The organism is Flavobacterium sp. YO12 (genome assembly GCF_004119495.1).
Classification (GTDB): domain Bacteria; phylum Bacteroidota; class Bacteroidia; order Flavobacteriales; family Flavobacteriaceae; genus Flavobacterium.
This window is the reverse complement of sequence record NZ_NRQU01000044.1, coordinates 13017-34029: the sequence shown is the minus strand read 5'-3', so window position 1 is coordinate 34029 and position 21013 is coordinate 13017. Positions and strand designations below refer to the sequence as shown.

At 30.5% G+C, this 21013-nt stretch carries 20 protein-coding genes and 1 pseudogene; 20 read left to right on the top strand and 1 reads right to left on the bottom strand.

What is annotated here, in order from left to right:
* The first annotated feature begins 4 nt into the window (after window positions 1-4).
* From rfbA to BOW55_RS14375, 20 genes and pseudogenes are all read left to right on the top strand, one after another.
* Complete coding sequence (gene rfbA / locus BOW55_RS14460; protein WP_129024686.1) at window positions 5-889, top strand: glucose-1-phosphate thymidylyltransferase RfbA; 885 nt, start codon at window positions 5-7, stop codon at window positions 887-889.
* Window positions 890-972: 83 nt separating this feature from the next.
* The gene (locus BOW55_RS14455) at window positions 973-2940 is read left to right on the top strand and encodes a nucleoside-diphosphate sugar epimerase/dehydratase (RefSeq protein WP_129024685.1); all 1968 of its coding nucleotides are present in this window, start codon (window positions 973-975) and stop codon (window positions 2938-2940) included.
* 94 nt (window positions 2941-3034) lie between these two features.
* Window positions 3035-3901 carry an ABC transporter permease gene (locus BOW55_RS14450; RefSeq protein ID WP_129024684.1) on the top strand — a complete coding sequence of 289 codons (867 nt, stop codon included), beginning with the start codon at window positions 3035-3037 and terminating at the stop codon, window positions 3899-3901.
* Between the two features lie 39 nt (window positions 3902-3940).
* Complete coding sequence (locus BOW55_RS14445; protein ID WP_129024683.1) at window positions 3941-5233, top strand: ABC transporter ATP-binding protein; 1293 nt, start codon at window positions 3941-3943, stop codon at window positions 5231-5233.
* Window positions 5226-6089, top strand: coding sequence for a hypothetical protein (locus BOW55_RS14440; protein ID WP_129024682.1), 864 nt, complete (start codon window positions 5226-5228; stop codon window positions 6087-6089). Before BOW55_RS14445 ends, BOW55_RS14440 begins: the two co-directional genes overlap by 8 nt.
* Window positions 6090-7010, top strand: coding sequence for a glycosyltransferase (locus tag BOW55_RS14435; protein WP_129024681.1), 921 nt, complete (start codon window positions 6090-6092; stop codon window positions 7008-7010).
* Complete coding sequence (locus BOW55_RS14430; RefSeq protein ID WP_129024680.1) at window positions 7000-8001, top strand: glycosyltransferase family 2 protein; 1002 nt, start codon at window positions 7000-7002, stop codon at window positions 7999-8001. The genes BOW55_RS14435 and BOW55_RS14430 overlap by 11 nt, the downstream gene beginning before the upstream one ends.
* A gap of 212 nt (window positions 8002-8213) precedes the next feature.
* Complete coding sequence (locus BOW55_RS14425) at window positions 8214-9146, top strand: glycosyltransferase family 4 protein (protein WP_241686578.1); 933 nt, start codon at window positions 8214-8216, stop codon at window positions 9144-9146.
* A 1-nt stretch (window position 9147) separates the two neighbouring features.
* Complete coding sequence (locus BOW55_RS14420; RefSeq protein ID WP_371414527.1) at window positions 9148-9669, top strand: cytidylyltransferase domain-containing protein; 522 nt, start codon at window positions 9148-9150, stop codon at window positions 9667-9669.
* Window positions 9654-9806, top strand: a complete 153-nt coding sequence (locus BOW55_RS21680) for a hypothetical protein (RefSeq protein WP_371414526.1) — start codon at window positions 9654-9656, stop codon at window positions 9804-9806. Before BOW55_RS14420 ends, BOW55_RS21680 begins: the two co-directional genes overlap by 16 nt.
* Before the next feature lie 153 nt (window positions 9807-9959).
* Window positions 9960-11395, top strand: a pseudogene (locus BOW55_RS14415) (MBOAT family protein).
* Window positions 11395-12276, top strand: coding sequence for a hypothetical protein (locus BOW55_RS14410; protein WP_129024678.1), 882 nt, complete (start codon window positions 11395-11397; stop codon window positions 12274-12276). Before BOW55_RS14415 ends, BOW55_RS14410 begins: the two are co-directional and overlap by 1 nt.
* Window positions 12277-12285: 9 nt before the next feature.
* Entirely contained in the window at window positions 12286-12642 is a 357-nt protein-coding gene (locus BOW55_RS14405; RefSeq protein ID WP_129024677.1) for a hypothetical protein, read from the top strand.
* A complete protein-coding gene (locus BOW55_RS14400; RefSeq protein ID WP_129024676.1) occupies window positions 12626-13666 on the top strand; it encodes a UDP-glycosyltransferase in 1041 nt (346 codons plus the stop codon). Before BOW55_RS14405 ends, BOW55_RS14400 begins: the two co-directional genes overlap by 17 nt.
* A gap of 1 nt (window position 13667) precedes the next feature.
* Window positions 13668-14813: a glycosyltransferase family 4 protein gene (locus BOW55_RS14395; protein WP_129024675.1), complete on the top strand. Its 1146-nt coding sequence runs from the start codon at window positions 13668-13670 to the stop codon at window positions 14811-14813.
* A gap of 45 nt (window positions 14814-14858) precedes the next feature.
* On the top strand, window positions 14859-15107 hold the full coding sequence (locus tag BOW55_RS21405; RefSeq protein WP_241686577.1) for a hypothetical protein: 249 nt from the start codon (window positions 14859-14861) through the stop codon (window positions 15105-15107).
* Window positions 15094-15975 carry a glycosyltransferase gene (locus BOW55_RS14390; RefSeq protein WP_241686576.1) on the top strand — a complete coding sequence of 294 codons (882 nt, stop codon included), beginning with the start codon at window positions 15094-15096 and terminating at the stop codon, window positions 15973-15975. Before BOW55_RS21405 ends, BOW55_RS14390 begins: the two co-directional genes overlap by 14 nt.
* The gene (locus BOW55_RS14385) at window positions 15972-17036 is read left to right on the top strand and encodes a glycosyltransferase (RefSeq protein ID WP_241686575.1); all 1065 of its coding nucleotides are present in this window, start codon (window positions 15972-15974) and stop codon (window positions 17034-17036) included. The genes BOW55_RS14390 and BOW55_RS14385 overlap by 4 nt, the downstream gene beginning before the upstream one ends.
* Before the next feature lie 11 nt (window positions 17037-17047).
* The gene (locus BOW55_RS14380; RefSeq protein WP_129024674.1) at window positions 17048-18385 is read left to right on the top strand and encodes an O-antigen ligase; all 1338 of its coding nucleotides are present in this window, start codon (window positions 17048-17050) and stop codon (window positions 18383-18385) included.
* Between the two features lie 65 nt (window positions 18386-18450).
* Entirely contained in the window at window positions 18451-19845 is a 1395-nt protein-coding gene (locus tag BOW55_RS14375) for an exopolysaccharide biosynthesis polyprenyl glycosylphosphotransferase (protein ID WP_129024673.1), read from the top strand.
* Here the strand turns inward: BOW55_RS14375 and BOW55_RS14370 are convergent, their stop codons facing one another.
* On the bottom strand, window positions 19846-20982 hold the full coding sequence (locus BOW55_RS14370) for a DUF4105 domain-containing protein (protein ID WP_129024672.1): 1137 nt from the start codon (window positions 20980-20982) through the stop codon (window positions 19846-19848).
* Window positions 20983-21013 lie beyond the last annotated feature (31 nt).

Below are 21013 nucleotides of genomic sequence, written 5' to 3'. Positions count from 1 at the left end.
ATTTATGAAAGGAATTATATTAGCTGGAGGTTCTGGCACTAGATTACATCCGTTGACATTAGCAGTAAGTAAACAGCTCATGCCGGTTTATGATAAACCTATGATTTATTATCCGTTGTCAACTTTGATGATGGCAGGAATAAATGAGATTTTGATTATATCTACGCCTCATGACTTGCCACATTTTAAAAAGCTTTTAGGAGATGGTAGTTCAATTGGCTGCAAGTTTAGTTATGCAGAACAACCAGACCCAAATGGGTTAGCACAAGCCTTTGTCATTGGAGAGGAATTTATAGGTAAAGATAAGGTCGCTTTAGTGCTTGGGGATAATATTTTCTTTGGAACAAATATGCAACAATTGCTTAAAGATAATGCTGATCCAGAAGGAGGGGTTGTTTTTGCGTACCATGTTTCTGATCCTGAAAGATATGGTGTTGTTGAATTTGACGAAAACAAAAAAGCGATTTCAATTGAAGAAAAACCATTGGAGCCTAAATCAAATTACGCTGTTCCTGGGTTGTATTTTTACGATAACTCTGTAGTTGAAATTGCTAAAAATATTAAGCCTAGTGCTCGTGGTGAATATGAGATCACTGATGTTAATAAAGTTTATCTTGAAAAAGGAAAGCTAAAAGTTGGAATATTAAGTAGAGGTACTGCTTGGTTAGATACAGGGACTTTTAATAGTCTGATGCAAGCGGGACAATTTGTCCAAGTACTTGAGGAAAGACAAGGTTTAAAGGTTGGTTGTATTGAGGAAATTGCTTGGAGACAAGGATTTATTGATGATACTCAACTTGAGAAATTAGCATTGCCGTTGGTGAAATCAGGATATGGGACGTATTTAATAGAATTTTTAAAGCAAAAGAAAAAAGGAGTTAAAGTTTAATTTATTGTAGAAATAAATTTTTAAACCCTTTAATTTGTATTTTTGTAAGACATACAAAGTTTACAGAACGAAATCAGACCAAATTGGAGACAGATCAACCAACCAAAATAGCCTCTATATTGTACAATTCTTTTTCACCAAGGAATTTAAGAGCAAATATTAATAGCCTTAGTTATTTGCCTCGCTGGATTATTATTGCCATTGATATAATGGTACTGATTTTTTCTTTCACCTTTACCTATATGCTTTTTGAAGGAACGGGATTAGGGTATATTATTACATCACATCAATCATATTTTGTTGCTAGTTTATTAGTAGTAAATGTATTTTTCTTTTGGTTGTTCAGGACCTATTCGGGGATTATTAGACATTCCTCTTTTATTGATGCTATAAAACTGTTGTTTTCTCAAATGTCAGTTTTAGTATTCTTTTTATTTTTCAATTTAGTTTTTGAATTGTATACTGGTCACAAGGCCTTTTTGAATACTGCCCTTTTTATTAATTTGGTTTTATCATTTTGCAGTTTGTTTTTGTATCGAGTAGTCGTAAAACAAACTTTTGAAATGTACTTTTCAGAGAAGACAAATTCTAAGTTAATTCGAACGGTAATTTACGGTACCGACGCAAATGCAATCTCTGTTGCCAATGCTTTGAAGTTTGAAACTCCTTCTAGATTTAAAATTGTAGGTTTCGTTGATAAAAACAATCAGAATGCATCTAAACGAATGTTAGATCTTCCGATTTTAATTTTACGAAAAAAATTACCTGCATTAATGCGTTCTGTAGCTGCAGAAGGTGTAATTATTGCAGATAAAAGTTTATCTAAAGAAGAACAATTAATAATTGTTGATCAATGTTTAGAGTTTAATTATAGAGTTTATACTGTTCCATTGATTTCAGATTGGGAAAATCAAAAAGAGATTTCGCAAAAAGTAAAAAATATTCAGATTGAAGATTTACTGGAACGAAAACCAATTGTTTTAGATAGTAAATCAATTTCTAAGCAATTAAAAGACAAAACGATTCTTATTACAGGAGCTGCTGGTTCGATAGGAAGTGAAATCGTGAGACAAGTTCTAGGTTTTAATCCAAAGGCTGTGATTGTTTTGGATCATGCTGAAACACCGCTTCATAACTTATGTTTGGAGACATTAGCAATGGATTCTCAAACAAAAATAATTGCCGTAATTGCTGATGTAAAAAGTAAGAAAGCATTAGAGAAGGTATTTAAAAACCATAATCCACATGTTGTTTTTCATGCGGCAGCATACAAACATGTGCCGTTAATGGAAGATAATCCTTCGCAAGCTATTTTAACTAACATAAAAGGGACTAAGAATCTTGCTGATTTATCATGTAAATATCATGTCAAAAAATTTGTCATGGTATCAACTGATAAGGCGGTTAATCCTAGTAACGTTATGGGAGCAAGTAAACGTATTGCAGAGAAATACGTACAGTCTTTATTCTTAAAAAATCAAAGTGAAAATATTCCAGGAGTAACAAAGTTTATTACTACGCGTTTTGGTAATGTTTTAGGTTCTAATGGATCTGTAGTGCCACTGTTTACCAAACAAATTGCTGAAGGTGGTCCGGTTACAATTACACATCAAGATATTATTAGATATTTCATGACCATTCCAGAGGCTTGTCAGTTAGTATTAGAAGCTGGAGCGATGGGGAACGGCGGAGAAATTTATATTTTTGATATGGGAAAACCTGTCAAAATTATTGATTTAGCTAGAAAAATGATCAAGCTTGCAGGTTTTATCCCTGATAAAGAAATTAAAATTAAAATAGTTGGTTTAAGACCAGGCGAAAAATTATACGAAGAGTTATTGAATGATACTTCTAAAACGCTGCCAACTTATCATAATAAAATTATGATAGCTCAAGAAATACAAGATGAGTATGAAAACTTACATATTGATATCGATGAGTTAATTGGAATTGCTGATTTTTATGACAATGACGATATTGTCGCTAAGATGAAAAAGATTGTTCCTGAATTTAAGAGTATGAATTCAACTTTTGAAGTTTTGGATAAATAGTATGGATAAACTATAGGATGTTATCTACAAATATAATTTGTAAGAAAAAAGGTGCTTTTTTAGCGCCTTTTTCCATTGTTAAATATTTCTGAAAATGGACAGCAAAAATGGGGAAGAGGATTGGTTGTTTGTTATAAAACCAAAGAGCAAATTTCTATCGTTAAATCTTAAAGAAATATACCAGTATGGAGATCTATTATTTTTGTTTGTAAAAAGAGATCTAATAACAACTTATAAACAAACCGTTTTGGGGCCGCTGTGGTATTTGATACAACCATTATTTACTTCAATTATTTTTACTATTATTTTTAACAATGTCGTAGGAATCAACACGGGTTCTTTACCGCCTTTTTTATTTAATTTGGCAGGAATTACGGTTTGGAATTATTTTACAGCTTGCTTGAATGGAACTTCTGATACTTTTAAAGTGAATGCCAATGTTTTTGGAAAAGTTTATTTTCCAAGAATTATTACTCCATTATCAATTGTGATTTCTAACTTAATTAAATTCGGAATCCAATTTTTAATTTTTATTGCATTTTATATATTCTATTATTTAAAAGGTGCGAATCTAATTTTAAATGGTTTTGCAATATTTTTTCCTTTTTTAATTATCACTATGGGGATTTTAGGACTTGGATTAGGAATGATGATTTCTTCAATGGTTACTAAGTATCGAGATCTTAGTTATTTGGTAAGTTTCGGAATCCAATTATTAATGTATTTGTCAGCTGTAATGTATCCAATGGGATTAGTAAAAAACAAACTGCCAGAATATGAATGGATTGTTGAATACAATCCGCTGGCATATATAATTGAAACTTCAAGATACATTCTTTTAAATGTGGGGGAAGTTTCTGTTTTAGGATTAGTTTATACCGTTTCTGTTGCGATCATTATTTTTTTTATTGGTCTTTTAACTTTTAATAGAACCGAGAAAAGTTTTATAGATACAGTTTAAAAAGAGTTCGATATTTTTTATATCTAGTTTATTCTAAAATTGAAAGACATTATTTTAAAGGTCGAAAAGATTTCTAAACAATATCGTTTAGGGCAAGTTGGTACCGGAACCATTAGCCATGATTTAAATCGCTGGTGGTATAAGATAAGAGGAAAGGAGGATCCTTATTTAAAAATAGGAGAGACAAATGATCGTTCTATTAAAGGAACTTCAGATTATGTTTGGGCACTGCAAAATATAAATTTTGAAGTTAAACGTGGAGAAGTTTTAGCTATTATTGGTAAAAATGGCGCAGGAAAATCTACACTTCTTAAAATACTATCGAAAGTTACTGCACCAACTATTGGGAATATAAATTCTCGTGGACGCATTGCATCATTATTAGAAGTTGGTACCGGATTTAATGGAGAAATGACAGGAAGGGAAAACATCTTTTTAAATGGTGCTATTTTGGGAATGACCAAAAAAGAGATCACTTTAAAACTAAACGAAATTATCGAATTCTCAGGTTGTGAACGTTATATTGATACTCCTGTAAAAAGATACAGCTCCGGAATGACTGTTCGTTTGGCATTTGCTGTTGCAGCCTTTTTAGAGCCTGAAATTTTGGTTATTGATGAGGTATTGGCAGTTGGTGATGCAGAATTTCAAAAGAAAGCAATCGGTAAGATGAAAGATATTGCAAAAGGTGAAGGAAGAACTGTTTTATTTGTAAGCCATAATATGGCTGCCGTGCAGCGTTTATGCACGAGAGGAATTGTTTTGGAACATGGAAAGGTTGTTTTTGAAGGTGAAATTAGTGAAAGCATAGATTTTTATTCTAAAATAACAACAGAAGAACTCTTGTCAGAGTGTATTCATAAATCTCGTTTGAATAGGATTGAATTTAATTACTTTAAAGTCACACGTAATAGTATTCCAATTTTGCAAGGTCAGATTATTGAATTGGGGGATAAATTAGAATTTGAAATGAACTTTAAGATTTTAGATCGTGTTACAGATTTATCTATTGCGATGGATGTTTTAAATACAAATCATGAGTTAGTTACCCATATTACAAATGAAGATGATGGATTGCTATTTGAGAAGTTAGAAAAGGGGCAGGAAATTGCGATTTGTGTTAATACGGATCATTTGTTATTTGTTCCTGGTTTTTATACCATCAATCTTTGGATTGGAACTGGTCAGGTTGATACTTTTTATACCATTAAAAACTTAGTGGGATTTTATTTAGAACAAAGCGATTTCACAAAAAGGACAAAACTGCTGCCTAAACATTCGAAAATGTATTTACCCACAAAGTGGAACTCAAAAGTTACAGAGAATGATTAGTGTAAGTTATTTGGTATCTTATGATTATAATATGCTGCTTACCTCTATCAAGCAATTGTATGATGATGTTGATAAAATTGTTTTAGCTATAGACAGTGAAAGTAAAACATGGAGTGGAAATACATTTAAAATACCCGATTCTTTTTTTGATGAAGTTAAACTTTTTGATAAGAAGAATAAAATTCAACTTTATTTTGATCAATTTTATTTACCAAATTTAACTCCGATGGAATGCGAATCAAGAGAACGAAATATGGTACTGAAGAAATTAGGGAAAGGTTGGAAAATTCAGTTGGATGTTGATGAATATGTTTATGATTTTAAAAAGATCGCGAAGTATTTAAACAAGTATTGGTATCTAAATTTATTTCCTAAACTTACACCAATTTGTTTCCAAGGAAAGCTGATTACTTTATTTCGAGAATTGCCGGATGGTTATTTGTATATTGATAATAAAGAGAAATTTCCGTTTATAACAAATCAGACCGTAAATACGTATACAAGAAGTAATGACAAAATCAAAAATCATTTTTCGAACATTAAAGTAATTCATCAATCTTGGGCTAGAAGCGAAGAACAAATTTATTTTAAGATTAAAAATTGGGGACATAGAGATGATTTTGATACAGAGAAATATTTTCAGTTTTGGCAATCTTTAGATAGTTCAAACTACAAAGAATTTAAAGATATTCACCCCTTAGTACCAGAAGTATGGAATGTGTTAGAATTTATGCCGTCAAATTCGATTGATGATTTAATAGCAAAATTTGAGAGTAATAACGTTCAAGTTCCAGAACCATTATCAAATAAAATGATTTTTAAAGCTGGCATAAAAAGATTAATAAGGCTTAAGTAAATGCTGGCTATTATAATTCCTTTTTACAAATTAGCTTATTTTGAAGAAACAATTCAATCACTAGCTAATCAATCAGATCAACGATTTAAGGTTTATATTGGAGACGACGCAAGTCCTGAGTGTCCAAAAAAAATAATAGAAAAATATCAGGATAAGTTTGATGTTAACTATTATCGGTTTAATGAAAATTTGGGAAGTAAGTCATTAACAAAACAGTGGCAGCGTTGTATTGATTTGTCGAAGAGCGAAAAATGGATTATGATTTTGGGCGATGACGATGTTCTGGGAAGTAATGTTGTTGCGGAGTTTTATAAAACAATACCAATAATTGATAAAGAGGAAATAAAGGTAGTTAGGTATTCTTCACAATTAATCAATGATAAAAATGAAAACATATCCACTGCCTATACTCATCCTAGAATAGAAAAATCGACAACTTTTTTAATAAAGAAAGTTAGAAGTCAAACTCGAAGTTCATTAAGCGAGTACATTTTCAATAAAGAGAAGGTATTACAAGTTGGTTTTAAAGATTACCCATTGGGCTGGCACAGTGATGATATGGCAGTCTTAGAATTTTCAGATTTTAGTACTATTTACACCATCAACGAAGCTGCAGTTTTTGTGAGATTTTCTCTTTTAAGTATTTCAGGTGATTTAACAGTGTCCAGAGAAAAAAATAAGGCAAAGTTTTTATTTTATTATTCTCTTTTGTCAGGTAAATTTTTTTCAAAAGATCAAGTACAGATTTTATTTCCAAAACTATTTCAGGCCTATTTAAGCGATAAAAAACAAGTTATGTATTTTCTACGAATAACAGGATTGTGCATTAAATCAGGAGAAATTCTAGGTTATATTGGTTTTCTAAAATCAATATTACACACTTTTAGTAAAAGAACTAAAGAGAGTTTTAATGTCAAATAAATTAGTCTCAATAATTATTCCCACTTATAATAGAGCCGATCTACTAAGAGAGACATTAAATAGTATAGCAAACCAAATTTATACAAACTGGGAATGCCTTATTATTGATGATGGAAGTACTGATGAAACAGCTGGTTTGATTGCTGGCTACATAGATAAAGATAAGCGTTTTCAATATCATCAAAGACCAATAGATCGAATAAAAGGAGCAAATGCTTGCAGGAATTTTGGTTTCGAGTTATCTAAGGGGGCATACATAAAATGGTTTGACAGCGACGATATTATGCATCCTGATTTTCTTAAAAAACAAGTTGCTGTTTTAGAAAAAAATAAGGAATTAGGATTTTGTGCAGCGTTTTCGAAAATATTCACAAAAACAATCCACGATGCCAGTGAGGATTTTATCCCTCAAATGATTTACGACACAAATGCCTTGTTTCATTTTATACTAGGAGAACTTTATTTTTTAACACCATCTTCACTTTGGAAAAGAGAAGTACTAAATGATAAAGAACTCTTTGATGAGACTTTGTCAAATGCTCAGGAAACTGATTTTAACTTTAGAAGGTTGACCGAAAATGTGAGGTTTTGCTATATTAAAGACGTATTGTTTTTTGTGCGAAGAGGACATAAAAGTATCGATTCCGAAGCATCAACTAATCCAATCAGTTTGCAATCGCAATTTGATTACTTTCAAAAAGTCTATAAAGCATTAAACATTAACAACTATAATATAGAGAAAGAAAAAATCGAAAAGCTTAAGCAATACATTATATATAGAAAAATGCATTTTTTCTACGAAATAAGATTGCTGGTAAAATTTAATAAAAGCATAAAAAATTTCAAATCCATTTTAGAAAACTTAAAGAATGTAAAACTTAGCTATTATGATGCAGTAAGACTTTATGTTGGAATTACAGTAATTATTTTAACCAAAAAAGGTTTTCGTTTAATACATCTGAAAAGATTTGATATTAGAATTAAAGATTAAGTAATTATATAATGTAGTACAAAAATGTTGAAACGATTAATGAGAAAAGTTTAATGTCAAAAGTGATTTTGCTTTCACAAGTGTCCTTGCCTTTTTCAAAAATTGGAAGTTGGACAACATTGTATAAGAATTACTTAGAGAAAAATCATGAAATAGACTATATAGTTTGCCCTAAGCCAGAGGTTTTGTTTGAGAGCGTAAAATATAGTTTTGTGAAATTAACACTTTGGAGCAAGATTCAAAAGAGAGTTTTCAAGAAAAAAAATACTGAATATTTACAAGCGCTAGACAAGATAATAGTTCCAAAAGAAAATTATATAATTCAAATTGTTGATAATTACGGAATGGTTAAACCTCTTAAAGAGTATCTTGTTTCAAAAGGAGTTTCAAAGAATTGTTACATTCAGTTCTTTTATCATGGTTTCTCCCCGTATGCTCAGCCAAATTCACAATCAAATTTTTATGAATTGATAAATGAATTGGTTGTATTAACACATGATAGTTATAAACTGCATAAAGAAACAATTACTACTCTTCCTAGTCATTTCTCGATACTTTATAACGGCATCGATACTAATAAATTTAAAAGAGTTTCAGTTTCAAGAAAACAAGAGTTAAAGAAAATACTTGAATTTGATGATAAAAAAGTCTTTGTATGGTGTTCTCAAGATAGACCAAAAAAAGGATTACATATTATTTTAGAAGCATGGAAAAAGATATATAATACAGAAAAGAATATTGTATTAATAGTTATTGGATGCGAATATGAAAACGATATGGATGGAGTGAAATTCTTGGGTAAAATCCCAAACCATAATCTTCCAGAATATTATCGAGCGTCAGATTGTTATCTTTTTCCAACGTTATGCCAGGAGGGTTTTGGGTTAAGTTTAATTGAGGCTTTGCACTGTGGCAATTATTGTATTGCCTCTGCAATGGGAGGTGTTCCAGAAGTTTTGCAATATGGAAAGCTGGGAAGACTTATCCAAAATCCTGATTTTGTTTTAGAATGGGTTGATGCAATAAATGATTTTTTAAATGGAAAATTTGAGTTTCCTGAATTTTCTTCAGAATTGTATTCTTCAGAAAAATGGAATGTTAGTATGAATGAACTTATAGCAAATGCTAGAAAAAGAATGCAATAAAATGAAAACAATTGCTATAATTCCAGCACGAGGAGGTTCTAAAAGGTTGTATCAAAAAAATATAAAATTAATTGACGGTATTCCTTTACTGGTGCATAGTATTTTGTACGCACAAGCCAACAGTGAAATAATTGATGAAATTTATGTTTCGACTAATGATGCTGAAACAAAAAAGATTGCATTACAATTTGGAGCAAAAGTTATAGACAGACCAGAATCATTATCGGGAGATTTAGAACCAACCATAACTGCATTGAAACATGTTTTGGAGACAATAAATATTGAGGTTGAAAATGTTATTCTACTGCAGCCTACTAATCCTTTAAGACCAGAAAATTTATTGAAAGATGCTTTTAGTATATATGAAAGAGAGAGACATGATAGTTTATTTACGGTTACAGAGAATGACAAAAAGTTTGGAAAAATAGTAGATAATAAATTTATTCCGTTTAATTACAAAATCGGACAAAGGAGCCAAGATTTGGAGCCTCTTTTTTTGAAAATGGATTGCTGTATATCATAAAAGCAAAATTAATTTTTGAAGATATAATTATTTCAAAAGATGCATTGCCATTCGAAGTAAACCATACGTTTGCAATTGTTGATATTGATACACAAGAGGATTTTGATTATGCTGAATATTTATTTAAAAAGATATAATTAATTTAAGGCTCTGAGAATCCTTATATAGAAATAGTGCTGAATTATTTCTTAGTTGTCGGCAGAAATCGGATATTTGTCAGCTCAATCATCAAAAACAATTTAGAGATATTTAAATTATGTTTCTTAACTAATTTCCACTTTTAAGCAATTATGTTTTTCAACTCCATAGCTTTTGCTGTTTTTTTACCAATAGTATTTTTATTGTATTGGTTTGTTTTTAACAAAAACAAAAGCACTCAAAATTTTGTATTAATTGTAGCTAGTTATTATTTCTATTCCTGTTGGGATTGGAGGTTTTTATTCTTATTAGTTTTTTTCAACCTTCTTAGATTATTACACAGGAATTCAAATTGAGAAAGGAAAATCTGAAAAAAAGCAGAAAATTTTGGTTTTGGTTAAGTATTATTGTTAATCTTGGATTTCTCGGAATCTTTAAATACTATAACTTTTTTGCCTCTTCTTTTGCAGATTTGTTAAGCACAGCAGGATTTAAAGCAAGCCCTATTTTATTAAACGTGATACTTCCAGTCGGGATTTCGTTTTACACTTTTCATGGACTGTCTTATGTGATAGATATTTATTATAAACGAATTAAAGCCGAATACAATTTTGTAGATTATTCCTTGTTTGTAAGTTACTTTCCTTTGCTGGTTGCCGGTCCAATTGAGAGAGCTACCCATTTACTTCCGCAAGTAAAAGTAAAACGAGAGTTTAATTTTCAAACTGCTAAAGATGGAGTCTGTCAAATTATTTGGGGATTGGTAAAAAAGGTAGTCATTGCAGATACTTGTGCAACTTATGCTAATGCCATTTTCGATAATTATTCAACAATGAATTCTTTTTCGTTGATAATGGGAGCCGTTTATTTTGCATTTCAAATTTATGGAGATTTCTCAGGATATTCAGATATAGCTTTAGGGGTTTCAAAATTGTTTGGAATCGATTTGTTGCGAAACTTCAATTACCCTTATTTTTCTAGAGATATTGCCGAGTTTTGGAGAAGATGGCACATATCGCTTTCATCATGGTTTCGAGATTATTTATATATCCCATTAGGAGGAAGTAAAGGCGGACTTTGGATGAAAATTAGAAATACGTTTATAATTTTTATCGTCAGCGGTTTTTGGCATGGAGCAAATTGGACTTATATAGCTTGGGGATTCATAAATGCTGTTTATTTTTTACCATTGCTACTGGCAAAAAGTAACAGAAACAACATAGATACAATAGTTTTAAAAAGAGATTTAGACTCCGTAAAAGTAATTCTAAGTATTTTATCTACGTTTATAATTACATGTGTCGCTTGGGTATTTTTTAGAGCAAGAACAATATCAGATGCTTTGCTGTATCTGAAAAGATTAGTTTTAAATCAAGATTTTAGTTTTCAATATTTAGATAACGAAAGATACAATTACGAATTAATACTCTTAGTAGTATTGTTTGTTGCAGTAGAATGGAATAGCCGTGCTAAGATCGAACCGCTTTCAGGACGAAATAGTATGCTTAAAATTGCATTGGCTATTACAGCAATACTTGCTTTTGGGACTTTCTCTGACTATAAAGAATTTATATACTTTCAATTTTAATGAAACGTTTTTTAACCTATACCGCTAAAATTATTCTAATAATAACTCTAATTGCAGTTGTTTTGGATGGACTTTATACAGCAGTTTTTTTTCAATCAAAAAATCGCGGAAAAATTGAAACAGTTGTCAATTCTAAACCTCAAAACTATGATGTAGTTATTCTAGGTTCCTCAAGAGCAAACAATCATTTTGTTTCGAAAATGTTTGAAGACAAAGGACTGAAAACGTTTAATTATGGTATGAGCGGTGGACATTTATTTGAAGCTTCATTAATGCTGAAATTAATGATTGAAAGGAAATATAAAATTAAAAATATTATTCTCGAAGCCGATTTAAACTTGTCGAACGACAAAGAATCGGATGGTGTTTCGGCAAAGTTTTTACCTTACATTCATAATTCAGAAGTAATAAAAAATCAGTTTAAATCTCAGGAAAATTTTAATGAACTTTATTATATTCCATTTTATCGATTCATAAAGTTTGATAGCAAAATTGGTTTTAGAGAAGTTTGTAAAATCATGAAAAATGAAAAAACAAATGCATTAGACAACCTAGGATATTATCCATTAGAAAAACATAAAAACGGCAATATGAAAAATAATATTGTCAACTTAAATCCGCTTCCTCATAATAAATATTACGAAGAAATTAAAAATATCTGCAAAGCAAACAATATCAATTTTATTGCTGTAATGACACCAATGTGCGAAAATGTGGTGGGAATGAATTATTTTGAAAAAGTTAAAAAAGCTTATCCTGAAATTCATAATTATGAGAACGTAGTGATCGAAAACAAGTATTTCTCGTCTTGCGGACATATGACAGATGATGGGGCTAAAATTTTTACGGCTAAAATTTTAAAAGACTTTTTTAATAAGTAAGGTTCTTGAATGAAGAAGAATAAAATTTTACTTTTCTTTCCGGATGGAGTTGGAATTAGAAATTACCTTTATTCAGACACATTTATTAATACAAACGAAGAATTGATTCTGTTTCATAATTTTGATCCAGAGACTATAATAGCAATTAAGAAGAATGTTGCTATAGAAAGCGAAATTGTAATTCCAGATTACAAAGAGTCAGTAAAAGAAAAATTTCTGAGGGAATTAATTTGTTTGTCTAGATTGTATTCCAATTACGAAAAAACGAAAAATTCCACTTTGTTAAGTAACTGGAATTGGAATCAAAATAGAATTTCAAAAAAGATCTTCTACAAAACAATTGAGTGTATTGCTCCTTTTTTTTAAGCAATATTCCAGCATTCTAAAATTAGAAAGAAAATATCAGAAAGCGCTACGTCAAAATCCTTTTTATGAAGAGGTAAAAGCAATTCTAAAAAAAGAGCAGCCTAGTACTGTTTTTTGTTCTCACCAAAGAGCCTTAAAAGCAGCAGCAATATTTGCAGCAGCATTAGATTTAGGAATTTCGACAACAACAGTAATTTATTCTTGGGATAATCTGCCTAAAGCCCGTTTAGCTTTAAGAGCCGATAATTACTTAGTTTGGTCAGATTATATGAAAAATGAACTGCAAATATATTATCCTGAAATTTCTGCAGATAAAATTTTTATCACAGGAACACCTCAGTTTGAGTTTTATGGAAAAGCGGAGAATATAATCGAAAAAGAAATTTTTTATAAAAGATATAATTTAGACCCAAATAAGAAAATAATATGTTTTTCAGGAGATGATCTAAAAACATCTCCAGATGATCCGATTTATTTAAAAGATCTTGCTCAAGAAATTATTAAAGCAAATTTACAACACCAGTATCAAATACTATTTAGAAGATGTCCAGTCGATTTTTCAGGACGATTTGATGACGTTGTAAATGAATTTAAAGAGATAATAAAAGAAGCTCCGCCATTATGGTATTTTAGTAAATCAAAAGAATGGAATGCCGTTTATCCATCTCTCGAAGATGTAAAGCTACTTGTTAGTACAGCTTTTTATTCTAACATAGTTGTCAATGTTGGCTCAACAATGGCATTTGATTTTTGGATGTTTAAAAAACCTTGCATTTTCATTAATTACGATCAACAAAATAAAAAAGAAGAAAATTGGTCCGTAAATACAATCTATCAGTTTCAACATTTTAAGAGTATGCCAAATAAAAAAGCGGTTATTTGGTTGAACAGCAAAGAAGAAATTTCAAAAAAAATAGTTTTAGAGACAAGTCAAAATATTGCCATGGAAGAATGGAAAGTGAAAATACTTGGAGATTATAAAAATGCATCAAACAACATAAGGCAAAAACTGATTATTGTTTAAGATGCATATTTGTTTCATTACAAACGAATTTCCGAAACAAGGTTTTCCACATGGAGGAATAGGCAGTTTTGTTAAAACATTGGCGCCAGCACTAGTCAAACAAGGAATGAAAGTGTCAGTTGTCGGGATAAACTATATAGAAAAAGAAGAAACTGAAATTGTTGAAGGTGTAGAAATTTATAGAGTGAAGAAGAATACAGTAAAAGGCTTTACATGGTATTTAAACTATAAATTGATTAATACTAAAATCAAAGAAATCCATCAAAGAAATCCAATACAAATTGTTGAATCATCTGAGCTTGGTCTCGCTTTTATAAATAAGCTGCCAGATGTAAAATATGTGATACGTCTGCACGGTGGTCATCATTTTTTTGCAGAAAGTGAAAAAAGAAAAATTGACAAATGGAAAGGGTTTCAGGAAAAAAGATCTTTCAAAAAAAGTGATGCATTTATAGCAGTTTCCCACTATGCAAAAAATCATACCGAAAAGTATTTGAGTTACAATAACAAACCACTAGTATATTTAAATAACCCCATTGATACAGATTTTTTTAAACCTATAAGTAAAAATGAATCCAAGAACAAAATTGTTTTTGTTGGGACGGTTTGCGAGAAAAAAGGAATCCGCCAGTTGATTCAAGCTTTTCCGTTAGTAAATAAAAAGTTTCCTAATGTTTCATTAGAAACTTATGGAAGAGATTGGTTTTTTCCAGATGGAAGCTCTTACATACAGATGCTTAAAGAAAAGGAATTACCTAAATTAGGACAATTGGCAAGTCATATTCATTTTCACGGAGCGATTCCTTTTAAGGATATTCCAAAAGCATACTCAAAAGCTGCGGTTTGTGTTTTTCCATCTCATGTAGAAACCCAAGGTCTTGTTGCTTCTGAAGCAATGGCTATGGAAAAATCGGTAGTTTTTACAAAATATGGCTCAGGCCCTGAAACTATTGAAGATTATAAAACAGGTTTATTGTGTGATCCATACGATCCGGAAGATATTGCTGAGAAGATTGTATGGTTTCTTTCGAATATATCAAAAGCAAATGAAATAGGAAAAAAAGCTAGAGCGTTTGTACTTCGCAAGTATAAAGTTGAAGATGTAGTAAATCGTACTATTAGTTTTTTTAAAGAGTTACAAAATTAACTACGAAAGGCTTTCTTCGAAAATAAGGATAAAAGCAGATCTAAAATGAAGTTCTTAATAATTACAAATGTTAGTCATATTCAAAAAGGGAATAAATATTTGGGTTATGCACCTTATGTGAGAGAAATGAATATTTGGTTGAAACATGTTGATGAGGTTATTATTTTGGCTCCATTAAAAAAAAACAGGATAACAAAAATTGACAGTGTTTATCAACATAGCAAGATTGATTTTAGGAAGGTTTCTAACTTTAGTTTTACTAGTTTTAAAAACAGTTTTTTTGGCAGTCTTTAAAATTCCATTTATTCTTTGTCAGCTATTTTGGGCGATGAAAGATGTAGATCATATACATTTAAGATGTCCTGGAAATATGGGATTGTTGGGCTGTTTTGTTCAAATGTTTTTCCCAAACAAAACAAAATCGGCAAAATATGCAGGAAACTGGGATCCTCAAAGTAAACAGCCTTGGACATACCGTTTACAGAAATATATTTTAGTTAGTACTTTTTTGAGCAGGAATATACAGGTTTTGGTTTACGGATACTGGGAAAATCAATCTAAAAATTTAAAATCATTTTTTACTGCAACTTATTCAGATTCTGAAAAAGAATTGATCATAAAAAAGAATATAGATCAAACAATGGAGTTTGCATTTGCAGGTAGTTTAGTAGAAGGTAAAAATCCTATATATGCTGTAAGGTTAATTGAGCAACTTGTGAAAAAGGGAAATAAAGCGGTTTTAAATATATATGGCGAAGGAATTGAAAGAGATTCTTTAGAAAATTACATTGCCGCAAATCAACTCCAAAACATTGTTTTTTTACATGGCAACCAAGATAAAGAAACATTAAAGAAAGCTTATCAAAAAAGCCATTTTGTTATTTTACCTTCTAAGAGTGAAGGATGGCCAAAAGCTATCGCCGAGGGAATGTTTTGGGGCTGTATACCTATTGCGACAAAAGTTTCATGTGTTCCATTTATGCTAGATTATGGAAAAAGAGGAATAGTATTGAATATGAATTTAGAGAAAGATCGGGATCAAATAATTGATTTTTTAGATGAAAAACTTTTTCTAGAAACGAGTAAGAGAGTCGCAGATTGGTCACAATATTATACAATTGAAATCTTCGAAGCAGAACTTAAAAAAGTACTTGAGAAATGAGAGTGGTGCAAATCGTAGATTCATTGCAAATGGGAGGTGCCGAAAGAATGGCGGTGAATTATGCCAATGCTTTATCAAAAGAAATGACTTTTTCGGGGTTAGTTGTAACTCGAAAAGAAGGCCAATTGACTGATCAGATAGATGAAAAAGTTTCGTATTTGTTTTTAAACAAAAAGAGCAAAGTCGATTTTAAAGCTGTTTTTAGATTAAGAAAGTATATTTTAAAAAACAGAATTGATATTGTTCATACGCACAGTACCTCTTTTTTTACAGCAGTTTTAGTAAAATTGACATTACCTCAAATTAAGATTTTCTGGCACGATCATTTTGGAAATAGAGCAGCTGAATCGAAAAGTAAGAATAAAATGTTGATTTTTTGTTCTCTTTTTTTTACTTCGATTTTTGTGGTAAGCCTGCAATTAGAAGCTTGGAGCAAGAAAAATATGTTTTGTAAAAACGTCTTTTTTATTCCAAATTTCATTTTAGATCGAAAAGAAAATTTAGAAACAACAAGATTAAAAGGAATTCTAGGCAGGCGAATAGTTTTTCTTGCAAATTTAAAAGAACCCAAAAATCATATGCTGATGCTTAAAGCTTTTCAAGATTTAAGATTACAGGAATCAGGATGGACTTTACATTTAATTGGGAAAGATTATTTCGACTCCTATTCAGCTTATTTAAAAGAGTTTATAAAGTTTAATTTATTAGAGAGCTATATACATTTGTACGGAGAAAGGAACGATATCAAATATATACTCTCGCAATCTTCAATTGGAGTTTTGGCTTCGACAAACGAAGGACTCCCTATAACTTTATTAGAGTACGCATCAGAAAAATTGGCAGTTCTTTCTTCCAATGTTGGATATTGTTCACAAATTATTGAAAATGGTTTTAACGGATTGTTATTTGACCCGTTAAACTATTTAGAATTAAAGGATCAGTTAAAATTACTAACTTATGATGAAGCATTGAGAACTACTTTAGCAGAAAATTTTTCAAAAATCAACTGTAAAGGAATATTCAAAAGAGGCTGTAATCAAAAAAGTAATACAGCTTTATAAGAATTAAATTAATGAAAAGATTTTCATTTTCTTATCTTATTTTAGTCCATGTTATAATTGCATTGATGGTTTTTGTATTACCTTTTTTGTCAATGCTATATGCACTTTTAATTCCAGTTGTTGGTCTCTTTGTTGTTTTTCGAAGTAAGAATAAGAATAATGAAGTTCTTTATGTAAGTGCTTACTTAATAGGCGTTGAAGTTTTTTTGCGAATGACAGGTGGTAATTTCAGTAATGAGTATGTGAAAACACTAGTTATCTTTTTCATGCTTACAGGAATGTTTTATAGCACTGTTTCAACTAAATCGTTTGTTTATTTCTTTTACTTATTATTGTTAGTACCTGGGATTTTCGTTTCTATAAATACGATTGATTTTACTATAGATATTAAAAAAGCTTTAGTATTTAATTTGTCTGGACCAGTGTGTTTAGCAGTTTCTTCAATCTATATGTTTAAAAGAAAAATTCTGTTTACAGATCTTCAAAATATTATTCAAGTAATGGGATTTCCTATTATTTCAACAGTAGTTTATCTTTTCTTGTATAATCCGAGCGTAAAAGATGTTGTTACAGGGACACAGTCTAATTTTGAAACTTCAGGAGGCTTTGGCCCTAATCAAGTTTCTACTATTTTGGGGCTTGGAATGTTTGTCTTTTTTTCGCAATTTGTTTTGTTTTCAAAATCAAAAAAGAGGGTCATTTTAAATGGAATTCTTTTGATTTTGGTAAGCTACCGAGCAATTGTTACTTTTTCAAGAGGTGGTGTCGTTACTGGAATTGCCATGATTGTCTGTCTTATGGTTGTAATTTATTACTTTTCGAATTCTCTTGGAAAAGCTAAGGTCGGTTTAGTTATAATTTTGTCGTGCCTTTTAGGAATTGGTATTTGGGGATATACTATTTCGCAAACCAGCGGACTAATCGAAAAAAGATATGCTAATCAAGATGCTAAAGGAAGACAGAAAACAGATCGATTGGGTGGGAGAGAAGCGGCTATGGAAGCAGATCTTAAAATGTTTTTTGATAACCCTATTACCGGAGTAGGAGCAGGAATAGGAAAAGAATTGCGAAAAGATTCATTAGGACAAGAAGTTGCTTCTCATAACGAAATAACAAGAATGTTAAGCGAACATGGTGTATTAGGCATATTTGGACTTTTAATACTACTTATTACTCCGTTTGTATTATATATCAACAATCGACAGCATTTGTATTTTTTATCTTTTTTCTTTTTTTGGTTTCTTACGATAAATCATGCGGCCATGCGAACAGCAGCTCCCGCATTTATATATGCTTTGACACTTTTATTTGTGCAAATAAAACTTCCTGAAAAAGCGAAAACTTTGTAAGATAAAATTTATATTTTTCAGTACATTTGCTTCTAAGCAAAGCTTTTAAATCTCTTAAAAAGTAAATGTTCTCAAATAAAAAAATGCACTTCGAAATCTCAGAACGAAAAGTATTACTTTTTGTTTTTGATGTCTTTTTTGTTTTGACAGTTTTGTATTTATTAAACAGCATTTTTGATTATAATTATTTTGCTTTTCAAAAAAAGTCCTTCTATCGTCCCTTAATTCTTATCGTTTATCTCTCTGTTTTTGGAGTAGTCTTTGAGATTTATAATTTACAGGTGGCGAGTAATCCGTTTCAAATATTTAAAAATGTTATTTGTGCTGTCTCAATTACTGTTTTAACTTATATTCTTACGCCGACATTATCCCCTGAACTTCCAAAACAGCGACTGGTTATCTTAGTCTTTTATTTCACAATATTAATTACCATATTGCTGTGGCGGTTTTTTTATGCCTTCTTTTTAGCGTCTCATCGCTTTTCACAAAACGTCGTATTAATATGCGGTCAAAATCAAGTTGAAGAATTGGTTTTAGGACTCGAAAATGTCGATCCGCATTATAAAATTATAGGATTTGTTAATTCCGATTCTATCTCTGACGAGAATGCAGATTTTCAGTATGTAAAAGAAATCAAGAAAAATGAACTAGAAGATTTTGTAGTAAATCACGGTATTTCTGAAATTGTTATAGCCTCTCAAAACACAGATGGAATTACCTCCGATTTGTATCAACAGTTACTTTGTTTACTTGAATCAGGAAAAAGTATTAGAGAGTATACTCAGGTTTATGAAAGTAAAACCCAGAGAATTCCAGTGCATTATATTGCAAGAGACTTTTATCGTTTTTTCCCGTTTAGCCGCAGTAATAGCAATAAATTGTACTTGTCTTTAATTCGCCTGTTAGAATTTGTTTTTTCATTTGCAGGTTTAATAATCTGCATTGTTTTTATACCGCTTATTTTCTTAGCTAATTTTTTTGCAAATAAAGGAAGCCTGTTTTATACGCAAGAACGCGTAGGTAAAAATGGAATAGTTTTTAAAATTTATAAATTTAGAACTATGATTGAGGCTCAAGAAGCACAAAGCGCAGTTTTTGCAGTTTCAAATGATAAGCGAATAACTCCATTTGGTAAATTTATGCGTAAATCAAGGATTGATGAATTACCACAGTTTATCAATATTATAAAAGGAGATATGGCAGTAATTGGTCCAAGGCCAGAAAGACCTTTTTTTGTTAAGGAAATTGCTCAAATAATGCCCTTCTATGAAACGCGTCATGTTATAAAACCAGGTCTTACAGGTTGGGCACAAGTCAATTATTCTTATGGAGAATCAATCGATGAGAGTTTGATAAAGCTGCAGTATGATTTATACTATATTAAACACCGAAGTATTTTTCTCGATTTAAGCATTACTTTCAAAACTATTACTACCGTTTTGTTTTATCGTGGACAGTAATCAGATTATTATCGGAATACGTTTTTTGTTTCTTATTGCAACTCTTACCAGTACAAAACCACTTGTAATTATCATTGGTAAAACGATTAAAAAGTGTGCTTTATTGATTAGGAAAATAGCATAAAAAATCAAGAAGATTAGATGTAAAACCGCAAATCTATAAGTCCATCTTTTGTTTTTTGCAATTGAAAAAAGAATTAAAATCAATAGTAGCGGACTAAACAGCAATACATTATAATTCATTGCCAGTTCTTGGTGAAATGAATAAAATCCCATTATCACAAAAAACACTCCTATTAAAGACAAAATGAATAAGTAGATTTTATCGACAATTTTATTATGTACTAAAACAACAAAACCTAAAATAATCAGATAAGTATAAATGTTATTCCACCATGAGGATGGCGTTTCTTTTTCAAAACTCAAAAGCGTTTGGCTCTCTTTTGCTAAAGGATGATTTTGAAAAGTAGTTTTTGCTAAACTGTTTTTTAACTCAAAAGGCAGGAAAATTTTGGTTCCCAATTGATCAACTTTGGTCCCAAAAATAATACTAGTTCCTAATTGATCATAAAAATGGCCATTAAAATAAGGGAATAAGATAGAACGATATGTTTTATCAGTGTCTTCTTTCTTAACAATAACATTTCCATTTAAAGTTGAATTGATGATGTCAACCACCATCGAAGTACAATTTTTGTCAATGAACTTGTAAGTATAATAACGCTCTTCAGATAATAGAACAGAATTTAGTTTATCAAAAAGTTTTTGCTTTAAATCTAGCGAAATAAGAAGCTCTTGCTCAAAAACACTTCGTTTGTCCTCATTATATTCGTTTAGAAATTCTGAAAAAGAATGTGTAATTACAAAATACTGTAAATCACCTTTCGCAAATTTTGCTACAAAGTTTGGAGTTCTAAAATCAAAAGCACCAAAATTGTAAACAACATCAATATTGTTGGCAGGATCAGATATTCTAATCGCAGTATGTCCAAAATAAGAATAGGTTTCATTACCTAAACCACAAGTAATCACACTTGCTTTAGCATCTTTCGATAAAGGAATATTTTGGCTGTAACCAATAAAACTTAGTAATAATAGTAAACTAAAAAGTGTTTTTTTGAAAAGGACATTTTTCATGATTTAAAATTTTAAAAAGTTGAACGGTTTG

Bases quoted from the DNA above. Each gene is read 5' to 3' on its own strand.
- BOW55_RS14430 (WP_129024680.1), top strand. From the start codon at position 7,000: ATGTCAAATAAATTAGTCTCAATAATTATTCCCACTTATAATAGAGCC.
- BOW55_RS14420 (WP_371414527.1), top strand. From the start codon at position 9,148: ATGAAAACAATTGCTATAATTCCAGCACGAGGAGGTTCTAAAAGGTTG.
- BOW55_RS14375 (WP_129024673.1), top strand. From the start codon at position 18,451: ATGTTCTCAAATAAAAAAATGCACTTCGAAATCTCAGAACGAAAAGTA.
- BOW55_RS14405 (WP_129024677.1), top strand. From the start codon at position 12,286: ATGAAGAAGAATAAAATTTTACTTTTCTTTCCGGATGGAGTTGGAATT.
- BOW55_RS14440 (WP_129024682.1), top strand. From the start codon at position 5,226: ATGATTAGTGTAAGTTATTTGGTATCTTATGATTATAATATGCTGCTT.
- BOW55_RS14395 (WP_129024675.1), top strand. From the start codon at position 13,668: ATGCATATTTGTTTCATTACAAACGAATTTCCGAAACAAGGTTTTCCA.
- BOW55_RS14450 (WP_129024684.1), top strand. From the start codon at position 3,035: ATGGACAGCAAAAATGGGGAAGAGGATTGGTTGTTTGTTATAAAACCA.
- BOW55_RS14380 (WP_129024674.1), top strand. From the start codon at position 17,048: ATGAAAAGATTTTCATTTTCTTATCTTATTTTAGTCCATGTTATAATT.
- BOW55_RS21405 (WP_241686577.1), top strand. From the start codon at position 14,859: ATGAAGTTCTTAATAATTACAAATGTTAGTCATATTCAAAAAGGGAAT.
- rfbA (WP_129024686.1), top strand. From the start codon at position 5: ATGAAAGGAATTATATTAGCTGGAGGTTCTGGCACTAGATTACATCCG.
- BOW55_RS14435 (WP_129024681.1), top strand. From the start codon at position 6,090: ATGCTGGCTATTATAATTCCTTTTTACAAATTAGCTTATTTTGAAGAA.
- BOW55_RS14410 (WP_129024678.1), top strand. From the start codon at position 11,395: ATGAAACGTTTTTTAACCTATACCGCTAAAATTATTCTAATAATAACT.
- BOW55_RS14370 (WP_129024672.1), bottom strand. From the start codon at position 20,982: ATGAAAAATGTCCTTTTCAAAAAAACACTTTTTAGTTTACTATTATTA.
- BOW55_RS14385 (WP_241686575.1), top strand. From the start codon at position 15,972: ATGAGAGTGGTGCAAATCGTAGATTCATTGCAAATGGGAGGTGCCGAA.